The organism is Streptomyces longhuiensis (genome assembly GCF_020616555.1).
Classification (GTDB): domain Bacteria; phylum Actinomycetota; class Actinomycetes; order Streptomycetales; family Streptomycetaceae; genus Streptomyces; species Streptomyces longhuiensis.
The window spans coordinates 6911386-6936187 of sequence record NZ_CP085173.1; the positions used below are offsets into that span (position 1 = coordinate 6911386).

At 70.6% G+C, this 24802-nt stretch carries 20 protein-coding genes; 16 read left to right on the top strand and 4 right to left on the bottom strand.

All coding sequences use genetic code 11. From position 1 onward, the window contains the following. Positions 1-74 precede the first annotated feature (74 nt). Positions 75-2348 (bottom strand): TOMM precursor leader peptide-binding protein, encoded by a 2274-nt coding sequence (locus LGI35_RS31830; RefSeq protein ID WP_227297741.1) that lies wholly within the window; start codon positions 2346-2348, stop codon positions 75-77. After that, the gene (locus tag LGI35_RS31835) at positions 2345-2662 is read right to left on the bottom strand and encodes a hypothetical protein (protein ID WP_227297742.1); all 318 of its coding nucleotides are present in this window, start codon (positions 2660-2662) and stop codon (positions 2345-2347) included. Before LGI35_RS31835 ends, LGI35_RS31830 begins: the two co-directional genes overlap by 4 nt. A gap of 251 nt (positions 2663-2913) precedes the next feature. Between LGI35_RS31835 and LGI35_RS31840 the strand changes: the two genes are divergently transcribed. The 10 genes from LGI35_RS31840 to LGI35_RS31885 all read left to right on the top strand — a co-directional run bounded on the left by LGI35_RS31840 (position 2914) and on the right by LGI35_RS31885 (position 15853). Next, a complete protein-coding gene (locus tag LGI35_RS31840; protein WP_227297743.1) occupies positions 2914-3708 on the top strand; it encodes an AfsR/SARP family transcriptional regulator in 795 nt (264 codons plus the stop codon). Between the two features lie 80 nt (positions 3709-3788). Then, positions 3789-5378: an acyl-CoA carboxylase subunit beta gene (locus tag LGI35_RS31845; protein WP_227297744.1), complete on the top strand. Its 1590-nt coding sequence runs from the start codon at positions 3789-3791 to the stop codon at positions 5376-5378. Positions 5379-5639: 261 nt separating this feature from the next. After that, positions 5640-6905 (top strand): beta-ketoacyl-[acyl-carrier-protein] synthase family protein, encoded by a 1266-nt coding sequence (locus LGI35_RS31850; protein ID WP_227297745.1) that lies wholly within the window; start codon positions 5640-5642, stop codon positions 6903-6905. Next, the gene (locus tag LGI35_RS31855) at positions 6902-8113 is read left to right on the top strand and encodes a ketosynthase chain-length factor (protein WP_227297746.1); all 1212 of its coding nucleotides are present in this window, start codon (positions 6902-6904) and stop codon (positions 8111-8113) included. Before LGI35_RS31850 ends, LGI35_RS31855 begins: the two co-directional genes overlap by 4 nt. A 63-nt stretch (positions 8114-8176) precedes the next feature. Next, the gene (locus tag LGI35_RS31860) at positions 8177-8446 is read left to right on the top strand and encodes an acyl carrier protein (RefSeq protein ID WP_116509045.1); all 270 of its coding nucleotides are present in this window, start codon (positions 8177-8179) and stop codon (positions 8444-8446) included. A gap of 113 nt (positions 8447-8559) precedes the next feature. Further along, the gene (locus LGI35_RS31865) at positions 8560-10347 is read left to right on the top strand and encodes an acyltransferase domain-containing protein (RefSeq protein WP_227297747.1); all 1788 of its coding nucleotides are present in this window, start codon (positions 8560-8562) and stop codon (positions 10345-10347) included. A 52-nt stretch (positions 10348-10399) separates the two neighbouring features. Further along, on the top strand, positions 10400-12430 hold the full coding sequence (locus tag LGI35_RS31870) for a 2-oxoacid:acceptor oxidoreductase subunit alpha (RefSeq protein ID WP_227297748.1): 2031 nt from the start codon (positions 10400-10402) through the stop codon (positions 12428-12430). Next, positions 12423-13472, top strand: coding sequence for a 2-oxoacid:ferredoxin oxidoreductase subunit beta (locus tag LGI35_RS31875; RefSeq protein WP_227297749.1), 1050 nt, complete (start codon positions 12423-12425; stop codon positions 13470-13472). The genes LGI35_RS31870 and LGI35_RS31875 overlap by 8 nt, the downstream gene beginning before the upstream one ends. A gap of 58 nt (positions 13473-13530) precedes the next feature. After that, positions 13531-15051: a tRNA (N6-isopentenyl adenosine(37)-C2)-methylthiotransferase MiaB gene (gene miaB / locus LGI35_RS31880; RefSeq protein WP_227297750.1), complete on the top strand. Its 1521-nt coding sequence runs from the start codon at positions 13531-13533 to the stop codon at positions 15049-15051. Positions 15052-15133: 82 nt separating this feature from the next. Further along, on the top strand, positions 15134-15853 hold the full coding sequence (locus tag LGI35_RS31885; protein ID WP_227297751.1) for a class III extradiol dioxygenase subunit B-like domain-containing protein: 720 nt from the start codon (positions 15134-15136) through the stop codon (positions 15851-15853). A 143-nt stretch (positions 15854-15996) separates the two neighbouring features. On the opposite strand, the gene LGI35_RS31890 is transcribed toward LGI35_RS31885, so the two are convergent. Both LGI35_RS31890 and LGI35_RS31895 read right to left on the bottom strand, forming a co-directional pair. Then, a complete protein-coding gene (locus LGI35_RS31890; RefSeq protein ID WP_227297752.1) occupies positions 15997-16245 on the bottom strand; it encodes an antitoxin in 249 nt (82 codons plus the stop codon). Between the two features lie 24 nt (positions 16246-16269). Then, entirely contained in the window at positions 16270-16569 is a 300-nt protein-coding gene (locus LGI35_RS31895; protein ID WP_227297753.1) for a hypothetical protein, read from the bottom strand. A gap of 182 nt (positions 16570-16751) precedes the next feature. Here LGI35_RS31895 and miaA point away from each other — a divergent pair, with 182 nt between their 5' ends. The 6 genes from miaA (at position 16752) to hflX (ending at position 24795) form a co-directional block, all read left to right on the top strand. Then, on the top strand, positions 16752-17690 hold the full coding sequence (miaA, locus tag LGI35_RS31900; RefSeq protein WP_227297754.1) for a tRNA (adenosine(37)-N6)-dimethylallyltransferase MiaA: 939 nt from the start codon (positions 16752-16754) through the stop codon (positions 17688-17690). A gap of 107 nt (positions 17691-17797) precedes the next feature. Further along, positions 17798-18265 (top strand): hypothetical protein, encoded by a 468-nt coding sequence (locus LGI35_RS31905; RefSeq protein ID WP_227300606.1) that lies wholly within the window; start codon positions 17798-17800, stop codon positions 18263-18265. Positions 18266-18382: 117 nt separating this feature from the next. Then, positions 18383-19261, top strand: a complete 879-nt coding sequence (gene dapF, locus LGI35_RS31910) for a diaminopimelate epimerase (RefSeq protein WP_227297755.1) — start codon at positions 18383-18385, stop codon at positions 19259-19261. A 137-nt stretch (positions 19262-19398) separates the two neighbouring features. Further along, positions 19399-21528: a RelA/SpoT family protein gene (locus LGI35_RS31915; RefSeq protein ID WP_227297756.1), complete on the top strand. Its 2130-nt coding sequence runs from the start codon at positions 19399-19401 to the stop codon at positions 21526-21528. Positions 21529-21595: 67 nt separating this feature from the next. Then, complete coding sequence (locus LGI35_RS31920) at positions 21596-23074, top strand: M1 family metallopeptidase (protein WP_227297757.1); 1479 nt, start codon at positions 21596-21598, stop codon at positions 23072-23074. Between the two features lie 224 nt (positions 23075-23298). After that, a complete protein-coding gene (gene hflX / locus LGI35_RS31925) occupies positions 23299-24795 on the top strand; it encodes a GTPase HflX (RefSeq protein WP_227297758.1) in 1497 nt (498 codons plus the stop codon). The last annotated feature ends 7 nt before the right edge of the window (positions 24796-24802 follow it).

A 24802-nucleotide genomic window follows, 5' to 3' on the forward strand; every position in this document is an offset into this window, starting at 1 on the left:
AGGATCAGTGTTGGCGGACGCATGCTATGTCGATTCGCTGGCTCCGAGCCAGCGAATCGAACCGACGGCCGAACTCAGACGAACAGGGGAATCGGGTTGATTTCCTCGTATGGAAGAGGGCGTGTTCGGTGTCCGAGCTCCACCGGTATATCGAAGAGACGGCCCGGGGCGAACCGTGCCCAGAAGTGACGCATTCCCGGAATGATCACCTTCACAACAGGAAGTCCCACGTCGGGGCGTGTTTGGTCAAGGATCAACAATTCCATGCCACGGCCACGTACAAGGGTTTCGGCCAACTCGATGTCGTCCAGCAGGTCGTTGTGGACCGGAAAGGAATAGGACTCCGGGGTCCGTGGAGCTTCGGCTGGATCCGCGCGAACGTATGGCTGATTCTCCACCGTTGCCCCTTGCCACCAGGCGGAAAGATCACGGTCTGCGGTCCGGAATTCAACCGAGTCCCCCTCCGGAGGAAGGAGTTGGGCCATTTCCGTGACGGCCCGCCGCAGAGCGAGCCGGGGATCGAAATGAGCCCCGAACCCGAACGAGATCGCCTGGGCCGGCCCGTCGGTGCGCCGGGACATGGCCACCACAACCGGAATGCCGAAGTCCGATGTGAGGTCGAGCGCCCAGACGTGGCGATGGAGCCGTTCGAACGTCTGCCGGGTGCGGGCCAGCCACGGCTCGTCGAAGGCGTCGAGGTCCACCGCGGGCCGGCGCGTGCGGTTGTACCACCACAGCGCCACCGCGTCCCGTTCCACCAGTTCCAGGAAGCCCTGCACGACGGCGTCCTCCGGGCTGCTGCCCGCCGCGTTGCCGTTGGAGTCGGCCCACGGCGTGGCCTGCACGCCGCCGGGACCGGGGCCGAAGTACAGCATCGACGTGGGCAGCAGCCGCTGCGTGCCCGACGTGAGGGACCACACCGGCGTCCAGTCGGCCGGTGCCTGCGGGTCGAACGGCGGCGGGACCTGCTGGAAGCGGGAGTGCCGCGGATTCCACCGGTCCCGCTCCCGGAACTGCCGGTCGGCGAACAGCTGGCAGAGATTGGGGTGCAGGGCGGCGTCGCCAAGCCCCGCCAGGGTGTCCCGCACGGTGGGCTCGTCGCCCTGCCGGGTTCCGCAGTAGCGCTCCAGCGCCTCGCACAGCGCGCTGACCTCGGCCTCCTGCGGAGTGGTTCCCTTGCCTCCGCTCTGGCCGCGCAGGCCACCGCGCAGCCCGGCCAAGGACCGGCTGTCGCCGAGTGCCAGATTGCGCCCGGCGACGTACCGGTTCAGTCCGTCCGGCGCCCCCGGGGCGGGACGGAGCTCGGACACGACGCCGGTGACCGGGTCGGCCAGATGCCGGTAGCGGGACAGCACCGCCTCCGCGCTCTGCGACCGGTGATTGCCGCCCACCGTACGGGCCTTGGGGCTGGAGCGCGGAGTGAAGGGCGCACGTACCTGTCGTGCGACGAGCTCCGGATCCCCGCACGTGGAGCACTGCGGACGACGGATCACCGGGTGGCGGCGGGTGGCGAGGGTGCGGGTGTCCAGCGTGCAGACGGCGCCCTGGCCCTCGTATCGCATGCCGGCCACCCACTTCGTCGCCTCCAGCACCGCGGTGTGCAGCCCCAGGGCGCGCACGGTGGCGAACGAGGCCTCCGGGACGGGCAGCACGCCCCCCAGCCCCAGGGCCTGCCGGACCGGGGCCGTCGACGACCGGTGCCCGCGCAGGCGGTGCGCCAGACACTCCCAGCACGCGCTGTCCCCGCCCCCGTACACCGGCCCCACCCAGGGCTCCGCCCCGCTCGGCTTGGCGAGCAGCCAGGAGCGGCCCGAGGTCCGGTGCCGGGCGTCGACCTCGGCCAGCCGGGGGTCCAGGTAGTCGTCGCACAGGACGAGGGACAGTTCGGCCTCGTCCTCGTCGCCGGGGCCGGCCATCCGCATGCCCGCGGCCAGGCACTCGGCCCGCACCGCCGCGGGATCCCCCCTCCCCAGGTGCACGAGCGCCACCCGGGTCTCCCGGAACGCGGCGGAGGCGCTGGGCCCGTGCAGACCGGCGATCTCCCAGTACGCCTCCGTCGAGGCGTCGGTGGCCGGGTCGTGATAGCCGACCAGATCGGCGCGGGCCAGTTCGGCGATCATGCGGGCCGCGGTCGCCGGCGGCAGGGTCGCCGCCGCGTCCCGCAGCACGCCCGCCAGTGTGCGGGTCCCGTCGAGCAGGGCCGCGAGGTGCTGAACCTCACGGCCCTGCAGGGCAGTTGTCTCCCGCTCCGACAGCAGGTAGACGGCGTCCCCTTCGATCGCCTCCACCCGCAGATGTCTCTTGAACCCCACCGGAAGTTCGGTGGGTACCCCCCCGGATATGTTCATGCACGCGCCGCTTCGGCCTCTTCGCCGGGCAGGGGCGCCATGCCGGTGGCGCAGCCGTAGAGCATGACGGTGCCGGGCCGGTCCAGGTGGTCGATGACCAGACCCCGGTCGGCGCTCCCGCCCTTGTACACCTCCCCGAAGAGGTCCGCGACGTCGTCGCCGTACACCGGTTCCACGGCGGGGAGGCCGAACTCGACGAGTACGGAGACGGGGTCGCTCGTGTAGCGCTGGGCCAGGTCGGGCTCGAGGCCGGCCCGGGCGGTGAGGAGTGCGAACTGGTGATCCGAAGTCAGCTGAACCGTAGCGGTGTCCATGGAGAGCCCCCTGCTGAGTCGATCGTGCGAGACGTTGTTCGCTTGCCGAATGCCTGGATTCTGTGTCCCACCACGTCGAACGGCACAGTGCCACTGTCACCATCGGGACATGACATTTTCATGCCCGGTCACGTGACCACCTCACTGGGACCGCGATGCCGCTGGTGCGAGGGTCGGTGCAGACTCCGCGAAATCCGTGCAGGCCCGCCGACGGACCTGCCGAACCAGCGCACGAAGGGGAGGGCGCCATCATGGAGATCAATGTCCTGGGGCCGTTGACGGCCCGTGAGAACGGGGTGTCGGTCGTACCCACGGCCGCCAAGCCGCGCCAGATACTGTCCCTGCTCGCTCTGCAGTCCGACCGGGTCGTGACCGTGGCAACGCTCATGGAGGAGATCTGGGGAGAGGACATCCCGCGCAGCGCGGCCACCACCTTGCAGACGTACATCCTCCAGCTGCGCCGCAAGATCGCCGCGGCGCTCGACGGAGACCCGGCCCGCCAGGCCAAGGACGTCCTCGTCACGCAGCACGGCGGCTATCTGCTCCAGGTGCAGCCGGGCCAGGTCGACGCGCACGAGTTCCTGCGCGTCACCGCGTCGGGACGGGCCGCGCACGAGGCGGGGGACCACCTCGCGGCCTCCGAACTCCTCGGCCAGGCCCTGAAGATGTGGCGCGGCTCCGCCCTCGTCGACGTACGCGTCGGCACCGCGCTGGAGCTGGAGGTGCTCCGTCTGGAGGAGGACCGTATGGCTGCTCTGGAGCGGCGGATCGACTCCGATCTGAAGCTCGGCCGGCACAGCGAGATCGTGCCGGAACTCCGGGTCCTGGTCGCCCGGCACCCGATGCACGAGAACTTCTGTGCCCAGCTGATGACCGCCCTGCACCGGTCGGGCAGCGCCTGGCGTGCGCTCGAGGCCTACCAGCGGCTGCGGGTGACCCTCGTCGACGAGCTGGGACTCGAGCCCTCGTCCCGGTTGCAGCAGCTCCATCAGGCGGTGCTGTCCGCCGACCCGGCCCTGGACGCCCAGGTGCCCGTGACCGGCTGACCGGCTGACCGGTCGGCGGTCCCGGCGGTCCTGGCGTTCCTCTCCAGTACGTCTCTAGCCGGCGTTCCTACGTTCGGCCGATGACGATCCTCGACGACCTCACCGTCACTCAGGCAGCCCCCGACCTACGCCGTGCCACCGCCGAACTGAGGCGGCTCAAGGAGGAGGTGAGTCGCGGGCCCGATCCTGCGGCCACCTTGCGGCAGCACGAGAAGAACAAGCTCACCGCGCACGAGCGCCTTGAACTCCTCTTCGACGAGGGCACGTTCACCGAGATAGAGCCGCTGCGCAGGCACCGCGCCTCCGGTTTCGGCCTGGAGGACCGCAAGCCGCACGGCGACGGGGTCGTGATCGGCTGGGGTCTGGTCCACGGCCGGACGGTCTTCGCCTACGCACACGACTTCCGGATCTTCGCCGGAGCACTCGGTGAGGCGCATGCCGCGAAGGTGCACAAGGTGATGGACCTCGCGGCGGACGCGGGCGCACCGCTCGTCAGCCTCAACGACGGGGCGGGAGCGCGTATCCAGGAGGGCGTCACCGCGCTCGCGGGCTACGGCGGCATCTTCCGCCGCAACGTCGCCTCCTCGGGGGTCATCCCGCAGATCAGCGTGATGCTCGGCCCCTGCGCCGGGGGAGCCGCCTATTCGCCGGCCCTCACGGACTACGTCTTCATGGTCCGTGACACCGCGCAGATGTTCATCACCGGACCTGACGTGGTGCAGGCGGTGACCGGCGAGAAGATCACCCACAACGGTCTCGGCGGCGCCGACGTGCACGCCACGACCTCGGGTGTCTGCCACTTCGCCTACGACGACGAGGCCGACTGCCTGGAGGACGTGCGCTTCCTCGTCGCGCTCCTGCCGTCCCACAACCGTGAGATGCCGCCCGCGGTGCCCTGCGACGACCCCGCCGACCGGCGCACCGACCGGCTCGTCGACCTCGTGCCGGCCGACCCCGGGCGCAGCTACGACATCCGCGCGGTGATCGAGGAGATCGTCGACGACGGCGAGACCTTCGAGGTCCACGAGGCCTGGGCGCCCAACGTCGTGTGCACCCTGGCCCGCCTCGACGGCCGCACGGTCGGCATCGTCGCCAACCAGCCCGCGGCTCTCGCCGGCGTGCTGGACATCCACGCGAGCGAGAAGGCCGCGCGGTTCGTCTCCACGTGCGACTCCTTCAACATCCCGCTCGTCACCCTGGTGGACGTCCCCGGCTTCCTGCCCGGCGTCGACCAGGAGCACAACGGCATCATCCGGCACGGCGCCAAGCTCCTGCACGCGTACTGCAACGCGACCGTGCCCCGGATCTCCCTCGTCCTGCGCAAGGCGTACGGCGGCGCGTACATCGTCATGGACTCCCGCTCCATCGGGGCCGATCTCGCCTTCGCCTGGCCCACCAACGAGATCGCCGTGATGGGCGCGGAGGGCGCCGCCAACGTCATCTTCCGCCGCGAGATCGCCGCGTCGGACGACCCCGCGGCGGTACGCGCCCGACGCGTCGACGAGTACAGGACCGAGCTCATGCACCCCTACTTCGCGGCGGAGCGCGGCCTGGTGGACGACGTCATCGATCCCGGGGACACCCGCCGCATCCTCATCAGCTCACTCGCGATGCTGCGCTCGAAACGCGCCGAAGTGCCGTCGCGTAAGCACGGCAATGTCCCGACATAAGTGGGCAGTTCGACAGGTCCACGCGCACACGAGTCCGGTTCTAGGGCACGGACGTTCCATGGCTTCACCGGTCAGGGCAGCACGCTACGAGCGAGTCGCCGACCGGCTCAGGCCGGCCGAGGGGGTTCCCACCCCGAACCCCCTCCGGCCGCCGTCTCCGACTCATGATCAGCACGGATGAAGGGATCGACAGTGACCCCCAGAGTGCCAACCGGCTGGTGCGCGGCGACGCCCCAGGCCCCGTCGAAGGCCAGGTAGACCATGCGCAGAGTCGCCATCACCGGCCTGGGCGTCGTGGCCCCGGGTGGGGTCGGTGTCAAGGAGTACTGGGAACTGCTCACCGCGGGCCGTACCGCCACCCGCCGGATCTCCTTCTACGATCCCTCACCGTTCCGCTCGCAGGTAGCCGCCGAGGTCGACTTCGACCCCTTCGCCGCCGGGCTCTCCCAGCAGGAGACCCGCCGTCTCGACCGGGCCGCGCAGTTCGCGGTCGTCTCCACCCGTGAGGCCCTCGCCGACAGCGGCTTGGAGATCTCCGCCCTCGACCCCGGCCGTGTCGGCACGGCGGTCGGCAGCGCGGTCGGCTGCACCACGAGCCTGGAGCGCGAGTACGCCGTCGTCAGCGACGGCGGCCGCAAGTGGAACGTCGACCACGAGTACGCGGTACCCGAGCTGTACCGGCATTTCGTGCCCAGCTCGCTGGCCGCCGAGGTCGGCAGGGCCGCCGGGGCGGAGGGGCCGGCCGCGGTCGTGTCCACCGGATGCACCTCCGGTCTCGACTCCCTCGGCCACGCCGTGGAACTCATCCGCGAGGGCACGGCCGACGTCATGATCGCCGGTGCCACCGAGGCGCCCATCTCGCCGATCACCTCGGCCTGCTTCGACGCCATCCTCGCCACCACACCCCGCAACGACACCCCGGAGAGCGCCTGCCGGCCCTTCGACAAGACCCGCAGCGGCCTCGTCCTCGGCGAGGGCGCCGCCATCCTGGTCCTGGAGGAACTGGAGAGCGCCAAGCGTCGCGGTGCCCACATCTACGCCGAGATCTCCGGGTTCGCCTCCCGCTGCAACGCGTACCACATGACCGGCCTCAAGCCGGACGGCCTCGAAATGGCGGAGGCCATCGACGCCGCCCTGGCCGAGTCGCAGCTCGCCCCGGACTCGGTCGACTACATCAACGCCCACGGCTCCGGCACCAAGATGAACGACCGCCACGAGACCGGCGCCTTCAAGCGCAGCCTCGGCGAGCACGCCTACCGCACTCCCGTGAGCTCCATCAAATCGATGATCGGCCACTCGCTCGGAGCCATCGGCTCCCTGGAGATCGCCGCCTGCGCCCTCGCGATGAAACACGGCGTCCTGCCGCCCACCGCGAACCTCCACGAGCCGGACCCCGAGCTCGACCTCGACTACATCCCGCTCGTCGCCCGCGAGCAGCAGACCGACGTGGTGCTCAGCGTGGGCAGCGGGTTCGGCGGATTCCAGAGCGCCATGGTGCTGGCCCGCCCGGACAGGAGGACCGTATGACCGCCGTCGTGACCGGCCTGGGGATCACCGCCCCCAACGGCCTCGGCACCGAGGAGTTCTGGAAGGCCACCCTGGCCGGCGAGTCGGGCCTCGGACCCGTCACCCGCTTCGACGCCGCCCAGTACCCGTCCCGCATCGCCGGCGAGGTGACCGGGTACGTCGCCGAGGAGCACATCCCCAGCCGGCTGATGCCGCAGACCGACCACATGACGCGCCTCGCGCTGACCGCGGCGGACTGGGCGCTGAAGGACGCGGGGATCGACACCGACGAACTCCCCGAGTACGGCATCGGCGTGGTCACGGCCGCGTCCGGCGGAGCCGTCGAGTTCGGCCAGCGCGAACTCCAGAACCTGTGGAGCAAGGGCAAGGAGTACGTCAGCGCCTACCAGTCCTTCGCCTGGTTCTACGCGGTCAACACCGGACAGATCTCCATCCGGCACAAGCTGCGCGGCCCCAGCGGCGTCCTGCTCACCGAGCAGGCCGGCGGCATCGACGCCATCGGCCACGCCCGGCGGCACATCCGCAAGGGCTTCCCCGCCGTCATCGCGGGCGGCGTCGACGCGGCCATCTGCCCCTGGGGCTGGGTGCCGCAGATCGCCTCAGGCCTGATGAGCACCGTCGACGACCCCACCCGGGCCTACCTCCCGTTCGCCGCCGAGGCCGGCGGATACGTCCCGGGAGAGGGCGGCGCCATCCTGCTCGTCGAAGAGGCCGGCTCGGCCGCCGCGCGCGGCGCCGGGCACGTCTACGGCGAGATCGCCGGATACGCGGCGACCCTCGACCCGGCCCCCGGCACCGGCCGCCCGCCCGGACTGCGCAGGGCCGCCGAGAACGCCCTCGCCGACGCCGGGATCACCCCCGGCGACATCGACGTCGTCTTCGCGGACGCCGCCGGCGTACCGGACCTGGACCGGGCCGAAGCCCAGGCGCTGACCGAGCTGTTCGGGCCGGCCGGCGTCCCCGTCACGGCCCCCAAGACGATGACCGGCCGCCTCCTCGCCGGGGGCGCCGCCCTCGACGCGGCGACCGCGCTGCTCGCCCTGCGCGACGGAGTCGTCCCGCCCACCGTCCACGTCACCGCTCCGGCACCGGAGCACACCATCGACCTGGTCACCGAAGCACGCGAGGCCGATCTGCGCACCGCACTCGTCCTCGCCCGCGGCCACGGCGGCTTCAACGCCGCACTCGTGGTGCGCCGCACCGCCTGAACCGTTTCGCAGTCGCCACACCCCGCCGCATCAGCGAGCCCAACCGAGAGGACGGCACCAACCATGACCATCTCCACCGCCACCGTGACCCTGGCCGACCTGACCCGCATGCTCCGCGAGAGCGCGGGTGAGGAAGAGGGCGTCGACCTCGACGGCGATGTCATCGACACGCCGTTCATAGAACTCGGCTACGACTCCCTCGCCCTGCTCCAGGTCATCGGCGAGATCCAGCGCGACTACGGCATCAGCATCCCCGACGACGCCGTCGTCGACGCGGAGACCCCGGGCGCGCTCCTCGCCCTCATCAACTCCGGCCGGACGCCCGCCGCCTGAGCCGGACACCCCGCGGCCGCCCTGCCTTCGTTCCCCCGGCAGGCAGGGCGGCCGCTCCGTGCCCCGATCCCTTGACATCCATGCGGCCGAGCCACGGTCCACGAGGAGGGAACATGTCACTCACGTCTCACAGTGCGGTGGTCCGCCGGCTGATCGTCAGCCCCGGCCCGGCTCCGCAGGAGCAGGCTCCGGTCGTGGCCTCGGCCACCGCCGTCTCGGCGGTACTGCGCGCCTTCGGCCGTTCCCCCGAGGACCTGCCGGCCCGGACCGTCGTCCTCATCGGATCCTCCGCCGTCGACCCCGGACTCGGGGCCGAGCACGAGGGCTTCACCGTCCGGACGGCGGCCACCGCCGGCCTGGCCCTGCGCCGCGCCCACCACGAACTCCACGAGGGCACCGCCGACCTGGTCCTCGTCGCGGGCTTCGGCGAACCCGACTCCCAGACCATCACCGTGTACGCGGTGAAGCGCGCCGCGGAAGCGGTGGCCGAAGGGGACGCCGTCCTCGGCGTACTCGATGTGACGGCCCCCCACAGTCCGCAGGCCGCACCGCCCCTGCGGCCCGTACGGCAGAACCCCCGCGGCACCGACCCCGACCGCCACCGTCTGATCCTCTGGTCCGGCCGGACCGCGGACGACGAGGTCCGGGTACGCGCCGAACTCCTGCCGATGCTCGGCGGAATCCACCGCGAGGCGTACCCCGCGCTGCCGACCGCCGTGCCCTGCGGCACACAGCCCGGCCCGATACGCGGCGCGGCCGTCGCCGTGTCCACGCTCGCCGCCCGCGCCGTCCACCAGGCCCGCGCCGTCGACGTGTCCCGCAGCCGTCCCGTCGTCCTGCTCTTCCCCGGCCAGGGCTCGCAGCACGCCGGCATGGCGGCCGGTCTCTACCGCCGCGAGCCGGTCTTCACCGCGGCCGTCGACGCGGCCCTGGCCCACATGGGCGAGGAAGGCTCCCGGGTACGCGCCGACTGGCTGAACCCGCAGAGCGCCGCCATCGGCATCGACGACGTACGCCGCGCCCAGCCGCTGCTGTTCGCGATCGACTACGCGCTGGGCCGCATGATCCTCAGCTGGGGTGTACGCCCCACGGCGTTCCTCGGCCACAGCGCGGGCGAACTCGTGGCAGCCACCTTCGCCGGCGTGGTCTCCCTGCGCGACGCCGTCGCCATGGTCCAGGCCCGCGTCAGGGAGGCCGTGAAGATCCCGGCCGGCGGCATGCTCGCCGTCGCCGCGAGCGAGGAGAGGCTGCGCCCCTACCTGACGGACGGGGTGGGCATCGCGGCCGTCAACGCCAACCAGCAAGTGATGCTGGCCGGTGCGGACCAGCCCCTCGGCGAGGTCGCCGACCGCCTGCGCGCGGACGGACTCACGGTCGTCACGGTCCCCGCCACCAGCCCCTTCCACTCCCCGGCGATGGCACCCGCCTCCGACGCGATCGAGATCGACTACCGCGACATCCCGCTGCGCGAGCCGAAGCTGCCCCTCTACTCCGGCTACACCGGCACCCTGATGAGCCCCGAGGCCGCGCGCAGCCCCCGCTTCTGGGCCGACCAGATCACCGACACCGTCCACTTCCGCAACGCCCTGGACGAGCTCCTCGCGGCCGACGACGTCCTCCTCATCGAGGCCGGCCCGCGCCAGACGCTCACCGCCTTCGCCCGCAGGCACCGCTCGGTCCGCCTCGGCGCCGGCGCGGTCTGCCCGCTCCTCCCGGCCCGTCCGGGCACCCAGGAGGCCGACCGGCAGTCCGTGCTCAACGCGGCCGCCCGCCTGTGGACCGAGGGCCACGACCTGGACCTGAACGCGATCGCCCGGCTGTGGACGTGGAGCGACGACGACGCATCGGCGGCGGCCGGCACCAGGACGCCGCTCCTACCGGCAGAGGCTCTGGTCGCATGAGAATCGTCTCCAAGGCCCTGCGCGAGATCTACCACTGGCTGACCGCCGCGGGATGGATCTGGCTGGGGATGTCCACCCTGGGCCCACCGCCGGTCGGGCCCGAGCCGGGTCTGGACGAGCCGCCCCAGGGGCACCCCGAGCGGCTCCGTCCGGACATCGCGCTGACTTCGACCGAACTGGCGTTGCAGAGACAGCTCATGGAGCCGATCAGGGAGCAGCGGTGAACGTGAAGGACGTACGGCGTCTGGACCGGGTGATCATCCGGTTTGCGGGTGACTCGGGCGATGGTATGCAGCTGACGGGTGACCGGTTCACTTCGGAGACTGCGTCGTTCGGGAATGATCTGTCGACGCTGCCGAACTTTCCCGCCGAGATCCGGGCGCCCGCAGGGACTGTGCCGGGCGTTTCTTCGTTCCAGTTGCATTTCGCGGACCATGACATCCTCACGCCGGGTGACGCGCCGAATGTGCTGGTGGCGATGAATCCGGCGGCGTTGAAGGCGAACATCGCGGATGTGCCGCGTGGTGCGGAGATCATTGTCAATACGGACGAGTTCACCAAGCGGGCGATGGCCAAGGTCGGTTACGACACGTCGCCGCTGGAGGACGGTTCGCTGGACGGCTTTCATGTGCATCCGGTGCCTTTGACGACGCTGACGGTGGAGGCGCTCAAGGAGTTCGAGCTGTCGCGCAAGGACGCGGGCCGTTCGAAGAACATGTTCGCGCTGGGGCTGCTGTCGTGGATGTATCACCGGCCGACGGAGGGCACGGAGAGGTTCCTCAGGTCGAAGTTCGCGAAGAGGCCGCAGATCGCCGCGGCGAACATCGCGGCTTTTCATGCGGGCTGGAACTTCGGTGAGACGACGGAGGACTTCGCGGTCTCCTACGAGGTCGCGCCGGCCGCGTCCGCGTTCCCGACCGGTACGTACCGCAATATTTCGGGGAACCTGGCCCTGTCCTACGGGCTGATCGCGGCGTCGAGGCAGGCGGATCTGCCGTTGTATCTGGGCTCGTATCCGATCACTCCGGCGTCGGACATCCTGCACGAGTTGTCGAAGCACAAGAATTTCGGTGTGCGTACGTTCCAGGCGGAGGACGAGATCGCGGGGATCGGTGCGGCGCTGGGCGCGGCGTTCGGTGGTTCTTTGGCGGTGACGACGACGTCGGGCCCGGGCGTGGCGCTGAAGTCCGAGACGATCGGGCTCGCGGTCTCCCTCGAACTGCCGTTGCTGGTGGTGGACATCCAGCGTGGTGGTCCCTCGACGGGTCTGCCGACGAAGACGGAGCAGGCGGACCTGCTGCAGGCGATGTACGGGCGCAATGGTGAGGCGCCGGTTCCGGTGGTCGCGCCGCGGACGCCGGCCGACTGTTTCGACGCGGCGATCGAGGCGGCCCGGATCGCGGTCACCTACCGCACGCCGGTGTTCTTGCTGTCGGACGGTTATCTGGCGAACGGGTCGGAGCCGTGGCGGATCCCGGAGATCGATGAACTCCCGGATCTGCGTACGCAGTTCGCGTCGGGTCCGAATCACACGGAGGCGGACGGTACGGAGGTGTTCTGGCCGTACAAGCGTGATGCGAAGACGCTGGCCCGTCCGTGGGCGATCCCGGGCACGCCGGGCCTTGAGCACCGTATCGGCGGGATCGAGAAGCAGGACGGCACGGGCAACATCTCCTACGATCCGGCCAACCACGAGTTCATGGTCCGTACCCGTCAGGCGAAGATCGACGGTATCGAGGTGGCGGACATCGAGGTCGACGACGTGTCGGGTGATGCCGGCACCCTGGTGTTGGGCTGGGGGTCGACATACGGACCCATCACCGCCGCCGTGCGCCGGCTGCGTGCGGCCGGTGAGCGTATCGCGCAGGCGCATCTGCGGCACCTGAACCCGTTCCCGGGCAATCTGGGCGAGGTCCTGAGCCGTTACGACAAGGTGGTGGTCCCGGAGATGAACCTCGGTCAGCTCGCCACGTTGATCCGGGCCACATATCTGGTGGACGCCCGCTCCTACAACCAGGTCAACGGCATGCCGTTCAAGGCTGAGCAGCTCGCCACGGCTCTCGAGGAGGCCATCCATGGCTGAGATGCTCAGCCTCGTTCCCAAGAGCGAAGTCGCCCTGGAGGCAAAGGACTTCAAGTCGGATCAGGAGGTGCGCTGGTGCCCGGGCTGCGGTGACTACGCGATCCTGGCCGCCGTGCAGGGCTTCATGCCGGAGCTGGGGCTGGCGAAGGAGAACATCGTCTTCGTCTCGGGCATCGGCTGCTCGTCCCGCTTCCCGTACTACATGAACACCTACGGGATGCACTCCATCCACGGCCGTGCCCCGGCCATCGCGACCGGCCTGGCCTCCAGCCGCCGGGACCTGTCGGTGTGGGTGGTCACCGGTGACGGCGACGCCCTGTCCATCGGCGGCAACCACCTCATCCACGCCCTGCGCCGCAACGTGAACCTGAAGATCCTCCTGTTCAACAACCGGATCTACGGGCTCACCAAGGGCCAGTACTCGCCCACCTCCGAGGTCGGCAAGATCACCAAGTCGACGCCGATGGGCTCCCTCGACGCCCCCTTCAACCCGGTGTCCCTCGCACTCGGCGCGGAGGCCTCCTTCGTGGCCCGCACCGTCGACTCCGACCGCAGACACCTCACCGACGTCCTGCGCCAGGCGGCAGCCCATCCCGGCACGGCGCTGGTGGAGATCTACCAGAACTGCAACATCTTCAACGACGGCGCCTTCGAAGTCCTCAAGGACAAGCAGCAGGCCGAGGAGGCGGTCATCCGCCTCGAACACGGGCAGCCGATCCGCTTCGGCACCGACCTCGCCAAGGGCGTCGTGCGGGACCCGCTGACCGGTGACCTGGAGGTCGTCGACGTGAACGAGGACAACCAGTCACAGATCCTCGTCCACGACGCACACGCGGCCTCGCCCACCACCGCGTTCGCCCTGTCCCGCCTGGCCGACCCCCACACCCTGCACCACACACCCATCGGCGTCTTCCGCTCCACCGAGCGGCCCGTCTACGACGTCCAGATGTCCGACCAGCTCGACGAAGCCATCGAACAGAACGGAAAGGGCGAGCTGAGCGAGCTGCTGGCCGGAGGTGACACCTGGACCGTTGTGGGATGAATCCCGGGGTCGGGCGGCAGGAGCAAAGTGGCTCCCGGCACCGCCTACCCTGGAGTGCATGACCAGCAGCGACCGGAGCCAGGCAGTGGACGTTCAAGAATTCAAGACGTACGAGGTGCGCACCTACGGGTGCCAGATGAACGTCCACGACTCCGAGCGGCTCTCCGGCCTCCTTGAGGACGCCGGATACGTCCGTGCGCCCGAGGGCGCCGACGGTGACGCCGACGTCGTCGTCTTCAACACGTGCGCCGTCCGCGAGAACGCGGACAACAAGCTGTACGGCAATCTCGGCCGCCTGGCGCCGATGAAGACGAAGCGGCCCGGTATGCAGATCGCCGTCGGCGGCTGCCTCGCGCAGAAGGACCGCGACACCATCGTGCAGCGGGCCCCGTGGGTGGACGTCGTCTTCGGCACGCACAACATCGGCAAGCTGCCCGTCCTCCTGGAGCGCGCCCGCATCCAGGAGGAGGCGCAGGTCGAGATCGCCGAGTCCCTGGAGGCCTTCCCCTCCACGCTGCCGACCCGCCGCGAGAGCGCGTACGCGGCCTGGGTCTCCATCTCCGTCGGCTGCAACAACACCTGCACCTTCTGCATCGTGCCCGCCCTGCGGGGCAAGGAGAAGGACCGCAGGACCGGCGACATCCTCGCCGAGATCGAGGCGCTCGTCGGCGAGGGCGTCAGCGAGATCACCCTGCTCGGCCAGAACGTGAACGCGTACGGCTCGGACATCGGTGACCGCGAGGCCTTCAGCAAGCTGCTGCGCGCCTGCGGGAAGATCGAGGGCCTGGAGCGGGTGCGCTTCACGTCCCCGCACCCGCGCGACTTCACCGACGACGTGATCGCCGCCATGGCCGAGACGCCGAACGTGATGCCCCAGCTGCACATGCCGATGCAGTCCGGCTCGGACACCGTCCTGAAGGCGATGCGCCGGTCCTACCGTCAGGAGCGCTACCTCGGGATCATCGAGAAGGTGCGCGCCGCGATCCCGCACGCCGCCATCTCCACGGACATCATCGTGGGCTTCCCCGGCGAGACCGAGGAGGACTTCGAGCAGACGATGCACGCGGTCCGCGAGGCCCGCTTCGCGAACGCCTTCACGTTCCAGTACTCCAAGCGGCCCGGGACTCCGGCGGCGACCATGGAGGGCCAGATCCCCAAGGAGGTCGTCCAGGAGCGCTACATGCGCCTGGTCGAACTCCAGGAGGAGATCTCCTGGGACGAGAACAAGAAGCAGGTCGGCCGCACCCTGGAGCTGATGGTCGCCGAGGGCGAGGGCCGCAAGGACGGTGCCACGCACCGCCTGTCCGGCCGCGCCCCCGACAACCGCCTGGTGCACTTCACCAAGCCGGACACCGAGGTGCGCCCCGGTGACGTGGTCACCGTCGAGATCACCTACGCGGCCCCGCACCACCTGCTCGCCGAGGGCGACGTCCTCGAAGTGCGCCGCACGCGCGCGGGTGACGCCTGGGAGAAGCGGAACGCGGAGCCCGAGCAGAAGCAGGGCGTCATGCTCGGCCTGCCCTCGGTGGGCGTCCCGGCCCCGCTGCCGGCGGCCACGGGCGGCTGCGCCGTCAACTGACGGCACCACACCCAGGGAGTGGTGCCGTCAACTGACGGCACCACTCCCTGGGTGCACCACGAGGCGCAGTAGGCTGCCGATCATGCTTGTCGCCGCCGCCGTCTGCCCCTGCCCGCCCCTGCTCGTGCCCGAGGTCGCCGCGGGTGCGGCCCCCGAGCTGGACGCCGCGCGCGCGGCCTGTGACCAGGCGGTCCGCGCGGTCCTGGCCGCCCGGCCCGACCTGATCGTGGTCGTCGGCGAAGGGCCGGTGACCCGCACGCACGAGCAGGGCGCCACGGGCGGTTTCCAGCCGTTCGGCTTGGACCGTGAATTCCGTCTGGGCGTGGCTCCCGAGGGTTCCGAGGCGCCGGCGGACCGGCTGCCCCTGTCGCTCACGGTGGGCGCCTGGCTGCTCGACCGCGCCGGGTGGACCGGCCCTGTGGAGGGCTACGAGGCCGAGGGCGACAGGTCCTGGCCCGCCAACGGCGAGGAAGGCGTGCACCTCGCGGCGCGGGCCGACCGCGTGGGATTCCTGGTCATGGGCGACGGGACGGCCTGCCGCAGCGTCAAGGCCCCCGGCTACCTGGACGACCGTGCCGAAGGGGTCGACGCGTCGATCGCCCAGGCCCTGGGCAACGGCGACCGCGACGGATTCCTCGCGAGCCTCGACGCCGACCTCGCCCGCGAACTCAAGGTCTCCGGCCGCTCCCCGTGGCAGGTCCTCACGGCAGCCACGGCAGCCTGCGACGAGGACCGCAACTGGCAGGTCCTGTACGAGGAGGCCCCCTACGGAGTGGGCTACTTCGTCGCCGGCTGGTCGTAGACACGAGCGCACACACAGTCGGGGGAGAGCCTGCTCTAAGCGGGCCGGCGCCTGCCGGCGAACGGCGGCACCACGCACGAACGGCGACGGCCGCGGAGCCACAAAAGGCTCCGCGGCCGTCCGCAATGTGCTGGTAGCGCGCCTCAGGAGGCGGGGGGAGGCGGCGGTGCGCCGCCGCCCTTGTCCTGACCCCGCTGCCCGAAGCGGTCCATGGAGTCCTTGGCCTTGCTGGTGCCTGTCTGGATCTGGTCGCTGTACTTGCCCTGGGTCTTCTCGTCGGCCGTCTTCGAGGCCTTGTCCATACCCTGGTCGATCTTGTCCCCGTGCTGCCGCGCGAGGTCAGAGGCCTTGTCCTTGTGGAGCTTGGATTTCAACGTGTCCAGGATGCCCATGGGTTCACCTTCACTCGCGGATGACTACTTGCGGGCGCCCTCACCGGCCTCGCTGTCGGCCACCTGCTCCGCGGACTGCTGCTTGGGAATCTCCACGGGCTCAGCGGCGGCGGGCTCGGGGGTGTCGGCAGCCTCCGTGGACGCCTCCGGCGCCGCGGCATCGGAGGCCGAGGAGGTGTCGGCAGCCCCGGAAGTCCCGGGGGAGGAGTGCTCGGCCTCGGGCTCGGCCTTCAGAGCGGTGGCCTGCGCCTCAGGGGCTGAGGCCTCCTCCGTGGCCTTCTCCGCGCCCTTCGACTTCCGGCGAAACATGGCGAAAACACCCATTTCAACTCCATACGTTACTCGTGCGGGCGAAATCCCGCGCCGCCCGGTGCGTCCGATTGCGTCGCCCGGGCCTGAGGCACTCGAAACCGGCGGTCGGAACCTCGCAACAGGGAACGACCCCGGACCTGCGGCGTCACGTAGCTCGTTCGGGAACAGGTTCCGACGTTTGCGAGACTGGGGCGGTGAGTAGTGCAGCTCCCGCTCCGCGGGTCATCGCCGTCGTCGGACCCACTGCGGCCGGAAAGTCCGATCTGGGCGTTTTTCTCGCCAGGGAACTCGGCGGCGAGGTCGTCAACGCCGACTCCATGCAGCTCTACCGGGGGATGGACATCGGCACCGCCAAACTGACGCCCGAGGAACGCGGCGGCGTCCCGCACCACCTCCTGGACATCTGGGACGTCACCGAGGCCGCCAGCGTCGCGGAGTACCAGAAGCTCGCCCGTGCCGAGATCGACCGGCTGCTCGCCGAGGGGCGCTGGCCCGTCCTGGTCGGCGGCTCCGGCCTCTACGTCCGCGGGGCGGTGGACCACCTGGAGTTCCCGGGCACCGACCCCGAGGTGCGCGCCCGCCTGGAGGAGGAGCTCGCCCTGCGCGGCTCCGGCGCCCTGCACGCCCGCCTCGCCGTCTCCGACCCCGGGGCCGCCCAGGCGATCCTGCCGAGCAACGGCCGCCGCATCGTCCGCGCCCTCGAAGTGATCGAGATCACGGGCAAGCCCTTCACGGCCAATCTGCCGGGCCACGAGTCCGTCTACGACACCGTCCAGATCGGCGTCGACGTGGCGCGCCCGGAACTCGACGAGCGCATCGCGACCCGCGTCGACCGCATGTGGGACGCCGGGCTCGTGGACGAGGTGCGCACCCTGGAGGCGCGAGGCCTGCGGGAAGGGCGTACGGCGTCGCGTGCGCTCGGCTACCAGCAGGTGCTCGCCGCGCTGGCGGGGGAATGCACCGAGGACGAGGCGCGCGCCGAGACCGTCCGCGCCACCAAGCGCTTCGCGCGCCGTCAGGACTCCTGGTTCCGGCGCGATCCGCGCGTCCATTGGCTCAGCGGCGCGGCGGCCGAACGCGGGGAACTCCCGGCCCGGGCAATGACGTTGATCGAACGACCGGTCACAGCCTGATCACGTGATGGCATCGGGACGCTCCGGCCGTCATCGTGGCCCCTGGGAGCGTGCCATCATCGACCATCGATCGACCAGTGGAGTCCGAAGTGGGAGGGCGCGTGGCGATGGAGGCCGGCCCTCGTGACACCGCACCCGGCGGGGAACAGCTGAGCCCTGACGGACCGGACGCGACCCCGGACGGTGTGATCGCCGACGGCCCCACGGCCGAGGAGCTCGCATCGCAGGCCGGGGGCGCCGAGGTCGAGGTGGAGCTGCGCCCGCAGCGCCGCCTGCGCCTGTGGCAGCTCGCGCCCATCGTGATCCTCTCCGCGATCGGCTCCCTGATGTTCGCGTTCCCGCTCTTCTTCGAATTCGGGGACGGCGGGGCCGTAGTGGCCATGCTGGGGCTGTTGATCAGCTCCTGCGCCGCCGGCTGGGGAATGATGGCCGCGCGCCGCGTGGGCTACACCTGGCCCGGCTTCCCGGCCCGCGGATCGGGCCGGCGCCCGGACTGGCGGGTCGTCGGCGCGTACGCGGTCGTGGTCGCCGCCGTCGCCGTCCTCGCCGTGTGGCGCGTCGCCCGCCTGCGCTAGGGCCTTTCGCTCGGATCAGGCTGGACTCGCGGGGGCCGGCACGCGCATCTGCGGCGTCGGCGTCCACGTACCGGGCCGTCCCGACGGGCTGTCGGCGCCACCCCGTACGATCGAGGAATGAGCACGCGGATCGCCTTCCTCAAGGGTCACGGGACCGAGAACGACTTCGTGATCGTCCCCGACCCGGAGAACGCCCTGGAGCTGCCCCCGACGGCCGTCGCGGCCCTGTGCGACCGTCGCGCCGGAATCGGCGGCGACGGCCTGCTGCACGTGGTGCGCTCCGCCGCCCACCCCGACGCGCGGCACCTGGCTTCCGAAGCCGAGTGGTTCATGGACTACCGCAACGGCGACGGCTCGATCGCCGAGATGTGCGGCAACGGCGTGCGGGTGTTCGCCCACTACCTCCAGCACGCCGGCCATGTCGGCGAGGGCGACCTCGCGGTGGCCACGCGCGGAGGCGTGAAGAGCGTGCACATCGACAAGGAGGGCGACATCACGGTCGGCATGGGCAAGGCCCTCCTCCCCGAAGGGGATGTCACCGTCAGTGTCGCCGACCACAGTTGGCCCGCGCGCAACGTGAACATGGGCAACCCCCACGCCGTCGCCTTCGTGGACGACCTCGCCCAGGCCGGCAACCTCTTCACGGCCCCGCCCTTCACCCCGGCCACGGCCTACCCGGACGGGGTGAACGTCGAGTTCGTCGTCGACCGCGGCCCCCGCCACGTCGCCATGAGGGTCCACGAGCGCGGCGTGGGCGAGACCCGCTCGTGCGGCACGGGCGCGTGCGCCGTGGCTGTCGCGGCGGCCCGCAGGGACGGCCTGGACCCGGCGGTCACCGGATCGCCGGTGACGTACGCCGTGGACCTGCCCGGCGGACAGCTCGTGATCACGGAGCGTGCCGACGGCGAGATCGAGATGACGGGACCCGCGGTGATCGTCGCCGAGGGAGAGATCGACACGGACTGGCTGGCGGGTCTCGAAACCGTAAACCCCTGAACGTTCGCTCGAATGGGTGATCCGTTTCACGCTGGGCGAGAGGGGGACTGCTCCACGTGATGGGCTCGGTAGCATCAAGCACCGGCCCGGGCGGGAACCCCGCAGACCGCCGCCGGTCGACGCAGCCGGAGGTGCTCATGAGTGCGGAGGCGACCAATCCCGCTACGCCGGGCCCGATCACACCGGGCGCGCACCGTCGGCGCGGCCGTCCCCGGATCGACCTGCGCCGCATCGGCTGGGCCGCGCTCCTCGGCCCCGCCGACGGCAACCGGCTGCCCGACGCGATCGGCCACGTGGTCGAGGCCCACCGTGCCCACCACCCCGAAGCGCCCCTGGAGCCGCTGCGCCGGGCGTACGTCCTGGCCGAGTCCTCCCACCGGGGACAGATGCGCAAGAGCGGCGAGCCCTACATCACACACCCGCTCGCCGTGACGCTGATCCTCGCCGAGCTGGGCGCCGAGACGACGACCCTGACCGCGTCCCTCCTCCACGACACCGTCGAGGACACCGAGGTGACGCTCGATCAGGTGCGTGCGGAGTTCGGCGAAGAGGTCGCCTATCTCGTCGACGGCGTGACCAAGCTCGAGAAGGTCGACTACGGAGCGGCCGCCGAACCCGAGACCTTCCGCAAGATGCTCGTCGCCACCGGCAACGACGTGCGCGTCATGTCGATCAAACTCGCCGACCGGCTGCACAACATGCGCACCCTCGGCGTGATGCGCCCCGAGAAACAGGAGCGCATCGCCAAGGTCACCCGCGACGTCCTCATCCCGCTCGCCGAACGCCTCGGCGTCCAGGCACTCAAGACCGAGCTCGAGGACCTCGTCTTCGCGATCCTGCACCCCGACGAGTACGCGGAGACCCGCGAGCTCATCGCGGCCAACGACGCGCGGGGCACCGATCCGCTCACGGAGATCGCCGACGACGCGCGTGCTGTCCTGAAGGACGCCGGGATCGCGGCCGAAGTGCTGATCAGGCCACGCCACTTCGTCTCCGTGCACCGCGCGAGACGCAAGCGGGGAACGCTGCGCGGAGCGGACTTCGGGCGCCTGCTGGTACTCGTCGGTGAGGACGCCGACTGCTACGGGGTGCTCGGCGAGCTGCACACGTGCTTCACGCCCGTCGTCTCGGAGTTCAAGGACTTCATCGCCGTACCGAAGTTCAACCTGTACCAGTCGCTGCACACAGCCGTGTCGCGCGGTGACGGCGAAGTCGCCGAAGTCCTCATCCGTACCCACCAGATGCACAAGGTCGCCGAGGCCGGAGTCGTCGCGCTCGGCAATCCCTACGCTCCTCCCGCGGACGAGCAGACGGACCGAATGGGGGAGCGTGCCGACCCGACCAGGCCCGGCTGGCTCTCCCGCCTCCTCGACTGGCAGCAGGCCGCCCCGGACGCGGACACCTTCTGGTCGACGCTGCGCGAAGACCTCGCCCAGGACCGCGAGATCACCGTCTTCCGGCCGGACGGCGGCACGCTCGGCCTGCCCGCGGGCGCCAGCTGCGTCGACGCCGCGTACGCCCAGTACGGCGAGGACGCGCACGCCTGCATCGGAGCCCGGGTCAACGGCCGGCTGGCGACGCTCAGCACGGTCCTGAGTGACGGGGACACCGTCCAGCTCCTCATGGGCCAGGACCCCGCCTCCGAGCCCTCCAGGGACTGGCTCGACCACGCCCGCACACCCGCCGCGCAAATCGCCATCCGGCGCTGGCTCGCGACCCACCCGGCCACGCCCCAGCCCGAGCCCGAGGACAGGCGCGCCCCGGAGTCGGCTCCCAGGACGCCTCAGGGCGCGCCCGCGGGCCGCCTCGCCGAGGCGAACGCCGTCGTGGACCAGCCGGGCGCCTCAGTCCGCCTCGCGGGCTGCTGTACGCCCGTACCGCCCGACGAGGTGACCGCCTTCGCCGTACGCGGCGGTGTCGTGACCGTGCACCGCGCGGAGTGTCATGGTGTGGCGCGCATGAAGAGCACGGGACGCGCCGAGGTCGGCGTGCACTGGGGCGACACCACGGAGTGCCGGGTGTCCCTGATCGCCGAATCGTTCAGCCGGCCGCATCTGCTGGCCGATCTCACCGAAGCCATCGCCCTGGAGAGCGTCGCCGTGATCTCGGCGACCGTGGAACCGCCCACCCAGGGCCGCGTACGCCACACCTACACGCTCCAACTCCCCGACGCGACAACGCTCCCCGGACTCATGCGCGCCATGCGCAACATCGCAGGGGTGTACGACGTCAGCCGCGCACAGCACCCCGCCCAGACCACCTCGTAGGGCCTCATTCGGGTGGGTGTGGCGCGTCCCGCCGGAGTCCGGACGCGGACGCTGGTAGCCGTAGTTCATGCTGCTCACCCCCCGCACCATCCGCATGGGCACCGCGCTCGTCGCCGCGGCCGCCTCCACCGCACTCCTCGCCGCGAGCGCTCCGCCGGCGGCCGTCCCGCTGGGCATCGGCGACCGGCTCTTCCCGCACCTCGGCAATCCGGGCTACGACGTGGAGTCGTACGACATCGCGTTCACGTACCACGGCGACAACAAGAAGCCGCTCGACGCCGTCACCAAGATCGACGCCACGGCGACCGCCCGCCTCGAGCAGGTGAATCTCGACTTCTCGCACGGAACCGTCCGCTCCGTGGAGGTCAACGGCAGGCCCGCGCGGTTCGACACCAGCGACGAGGACCTGGTCGTCACGCCCGAGAGCGCCGTGCCGGAAGGTGCCCCGCTGGAGATCACCGTGCGGCACACCAGCAACCCGGTACCCGGCAAGGAGGAGGGCGGCTGGGTGCAGACCAAGGACGGTCTCGCCATGGCCAATCAGGCCGACGCCGCGCACCGGGTGTTCCCGAGCAACGACCACCCTTCGGACAAGGCCCGGTTCACGTTCCGGGTCACCGCCCCCAAGGCGCTCACGGTCGTCGCCAACGGGGTGCCCTTCCTGAAGATGCGCCGCGGCGCGGATACCAGCTGGTCGTACCGCACCCTCCACCCCATGGCCACCGAGCTGGCGCAGGTCTCGATCGGTCGCTCCACGGTGCTGCACCGCGAGGGGCCGCACGGGCTGCCCGTCCGTGACGTGGTGCCCGCCAAGGACCGCAAGGTCCTCGAACCGTGGCTCAAGAAGACACCCGCCCAGCTCGCCTGGATGGAAGGGAAGGTCGGCCGCTACCCCTTCGAGAACTACGGCCTCCTGATCGCCCAGGCCCGGACCGGCTTCGAGCTGGAGACCCAGACGCTCTCCCTCTTCGAGAAGGACATCTTCACGGAGCCCGCGTACCCCGCCTGGTACATCGACTCGATCATGGTCCACGAGATGGCGCACCAGTGGTTCGGCGACAGCGTCAGCCCGCGCACCTGGTCCGACCTGTGGCTGAACGAGGGCCACGCCAGCTGGTACGAGGCCCTTTACGCCCAGGAGAAGGGGCACCAGTCCATGGCCAAGCGCATGCGCGAGGCCTACCGGGCCTCGGACGGCTGGCGCGCCGCGGGTGGCCCGCCCGCCGCCCCCAAGGGCCCGAGGCCGGGCCAGAAGATCAGCCTCTTCCGGCCCGTGGTCTACGACGGCAGCTCCCTCGTGCTCTACGCGCTCCGCCAGGAGATCGGCACCCCGGCCTTCGAACGGCTGGAGCGCGACTGGGTGCGCACACACCGTGACGGCACGGCGAGCACGGCGGACTTCATCAGCCTCGCCTCGCAGACCTCCGGCCGCGATCTCCAGGGCTTCTTCCGGGCCTGGCTGTACGGCAAGAAGACGCCGCCGATGCCGGGGCACCCGGACTGGAAGTCGGCGCCGGTGGAGAAGGCGAAGCCGGTCAAGGGATAGGCCGTCGACCGGCGGCGAACAGCCCAGGCGGGACACGCTTCGGGGCCCGCGCCGGCGGGCATTAAGTCGGGTGACGAGACGGGCCGTGCCGTGCGACCATCTTCAGGTCGGCGGCGCGGCCGGCCCGGGAATCTACGGACGGCCCGGGACGTTGTGTCAGTCGAAGGACCACGCTGTCATGCGCGGGCCGTCAGACATTCCGAACACCTCGACGTAAGGATCCAATGACCTCCTCTTCTTCCCCTTCCCAGGACGCGCAGAGCTTCGCGCAGAACAACCCCGAAGGTCTTCGGGCCGATGCCCTGATGGAAGAGGACGTCGCCTGGAGCCACGAGATCGACGGAGAGCGGGACGGCGACCAGTTCGACCGCTCCGAGCGTGCGGCCCTGCGCCGTGTCGCGGGCCTCTCCACCGAGCTCGAGGACGTCACCGAAGTCGAGTACCGACAGCTCCGCCTGGAGCGGGTCGTGCTCGTCGGCGTGTGGACCTCGGGAACGGTCAATGACGCGGAGAACTCCCTCGCGGAGCTGGCCGCTCTCGCCGAGACCGCCGGCGCCCTTGTGCTCGACGGCGTCATCCAGCGCCGCGACAAGCCCGACGCCGCGACGTACATCGGCTCGGGCAAGGCACTGGAGCTGCGCGACATCGTCCTCGAGACCGGAGCCGACACCGTCGTGTGTGACGGTGAGCTCAGCCCCGGCCAGCTCATCCACCTCGAAGACGTCGTCAAGGTCAAGGTGGTCGACAGGACCGCCCTGATCCTCGACATCTTCGCCCAGCACGCCAAGTCCCGAGAGGGCAAGGCCCAGGTCGCCCTCGCGCAGATGCAGTACATGCTGCCGCGGCTGCGCGGCTGGGGTCAGTCGCTCTCCCGGCAGATGGGTGGCGGCGGCGGTGGCGGCATGGCCACCCGTGGTCCCGGTGAGACCAAGATCGAGACGGACCGGCGACGGATCCGCGAGAAGATGGCGAAGATGCGCCGGGAAATCGCGGACATGAAGACGGGCCGCGAGATCAAGCGCCAGGAGCGGCGCCGCAACAAGGTGCCTTCGGTGGCCATCGCCGGATACACCAACGCGGGCAAGTCTTCCCTGCTCAACCGCCTGACGGGCGCCGGTGTCCTGGTGGAGAACGCCCTGTTCGCCACCCTCGACCCGACCGTCCGCAGGGCCGAGACGCCCAGCGGCCGTCTCTACACACTGGCCGACACGGTCGGTTTTGTACGGCACCTGCCGCACCACCTCGTCGAGGCGTTCCGCTCCACGATGGAGGAGGTCGGTGACGCCGACCTGATCCTGCACGTGGTGGACGGATCGCACCCGGCGCCGGAGGAGCAGTTGGCCGCCGTGCGCGAGGTCATCCGGGACGTGGGCGCCACCCAGGTGCCCGAGATCGTGGTGATCAACAAGGCGGACGCGGCCGACCCCCTCGTCCTCCAGCAGCTGCTGCGCGTCGAGAAGCGCGCGATCGCGGTGTCGGCCCGCACCGGGCTCGGCCTCGACAAGCTGCTCGCGATCATCGACGACGAGCTGCCGCGTCCCGAGGTCGAGATCGACGCGCTCGTTCCGTACACGCACGGCCAGCTGGTCGCGCGTGCGCACGCCGATGGCGAGGTGATCTCCGAGGAGCACACCGCGGACGGCACCCTGCTCAAGGCGCGGGTGCACGAGGAACTCGCCGCCGAGTTCGCGCCGTACCTCCTGGCGGCGGCCGCGAGCTGACGCTCCG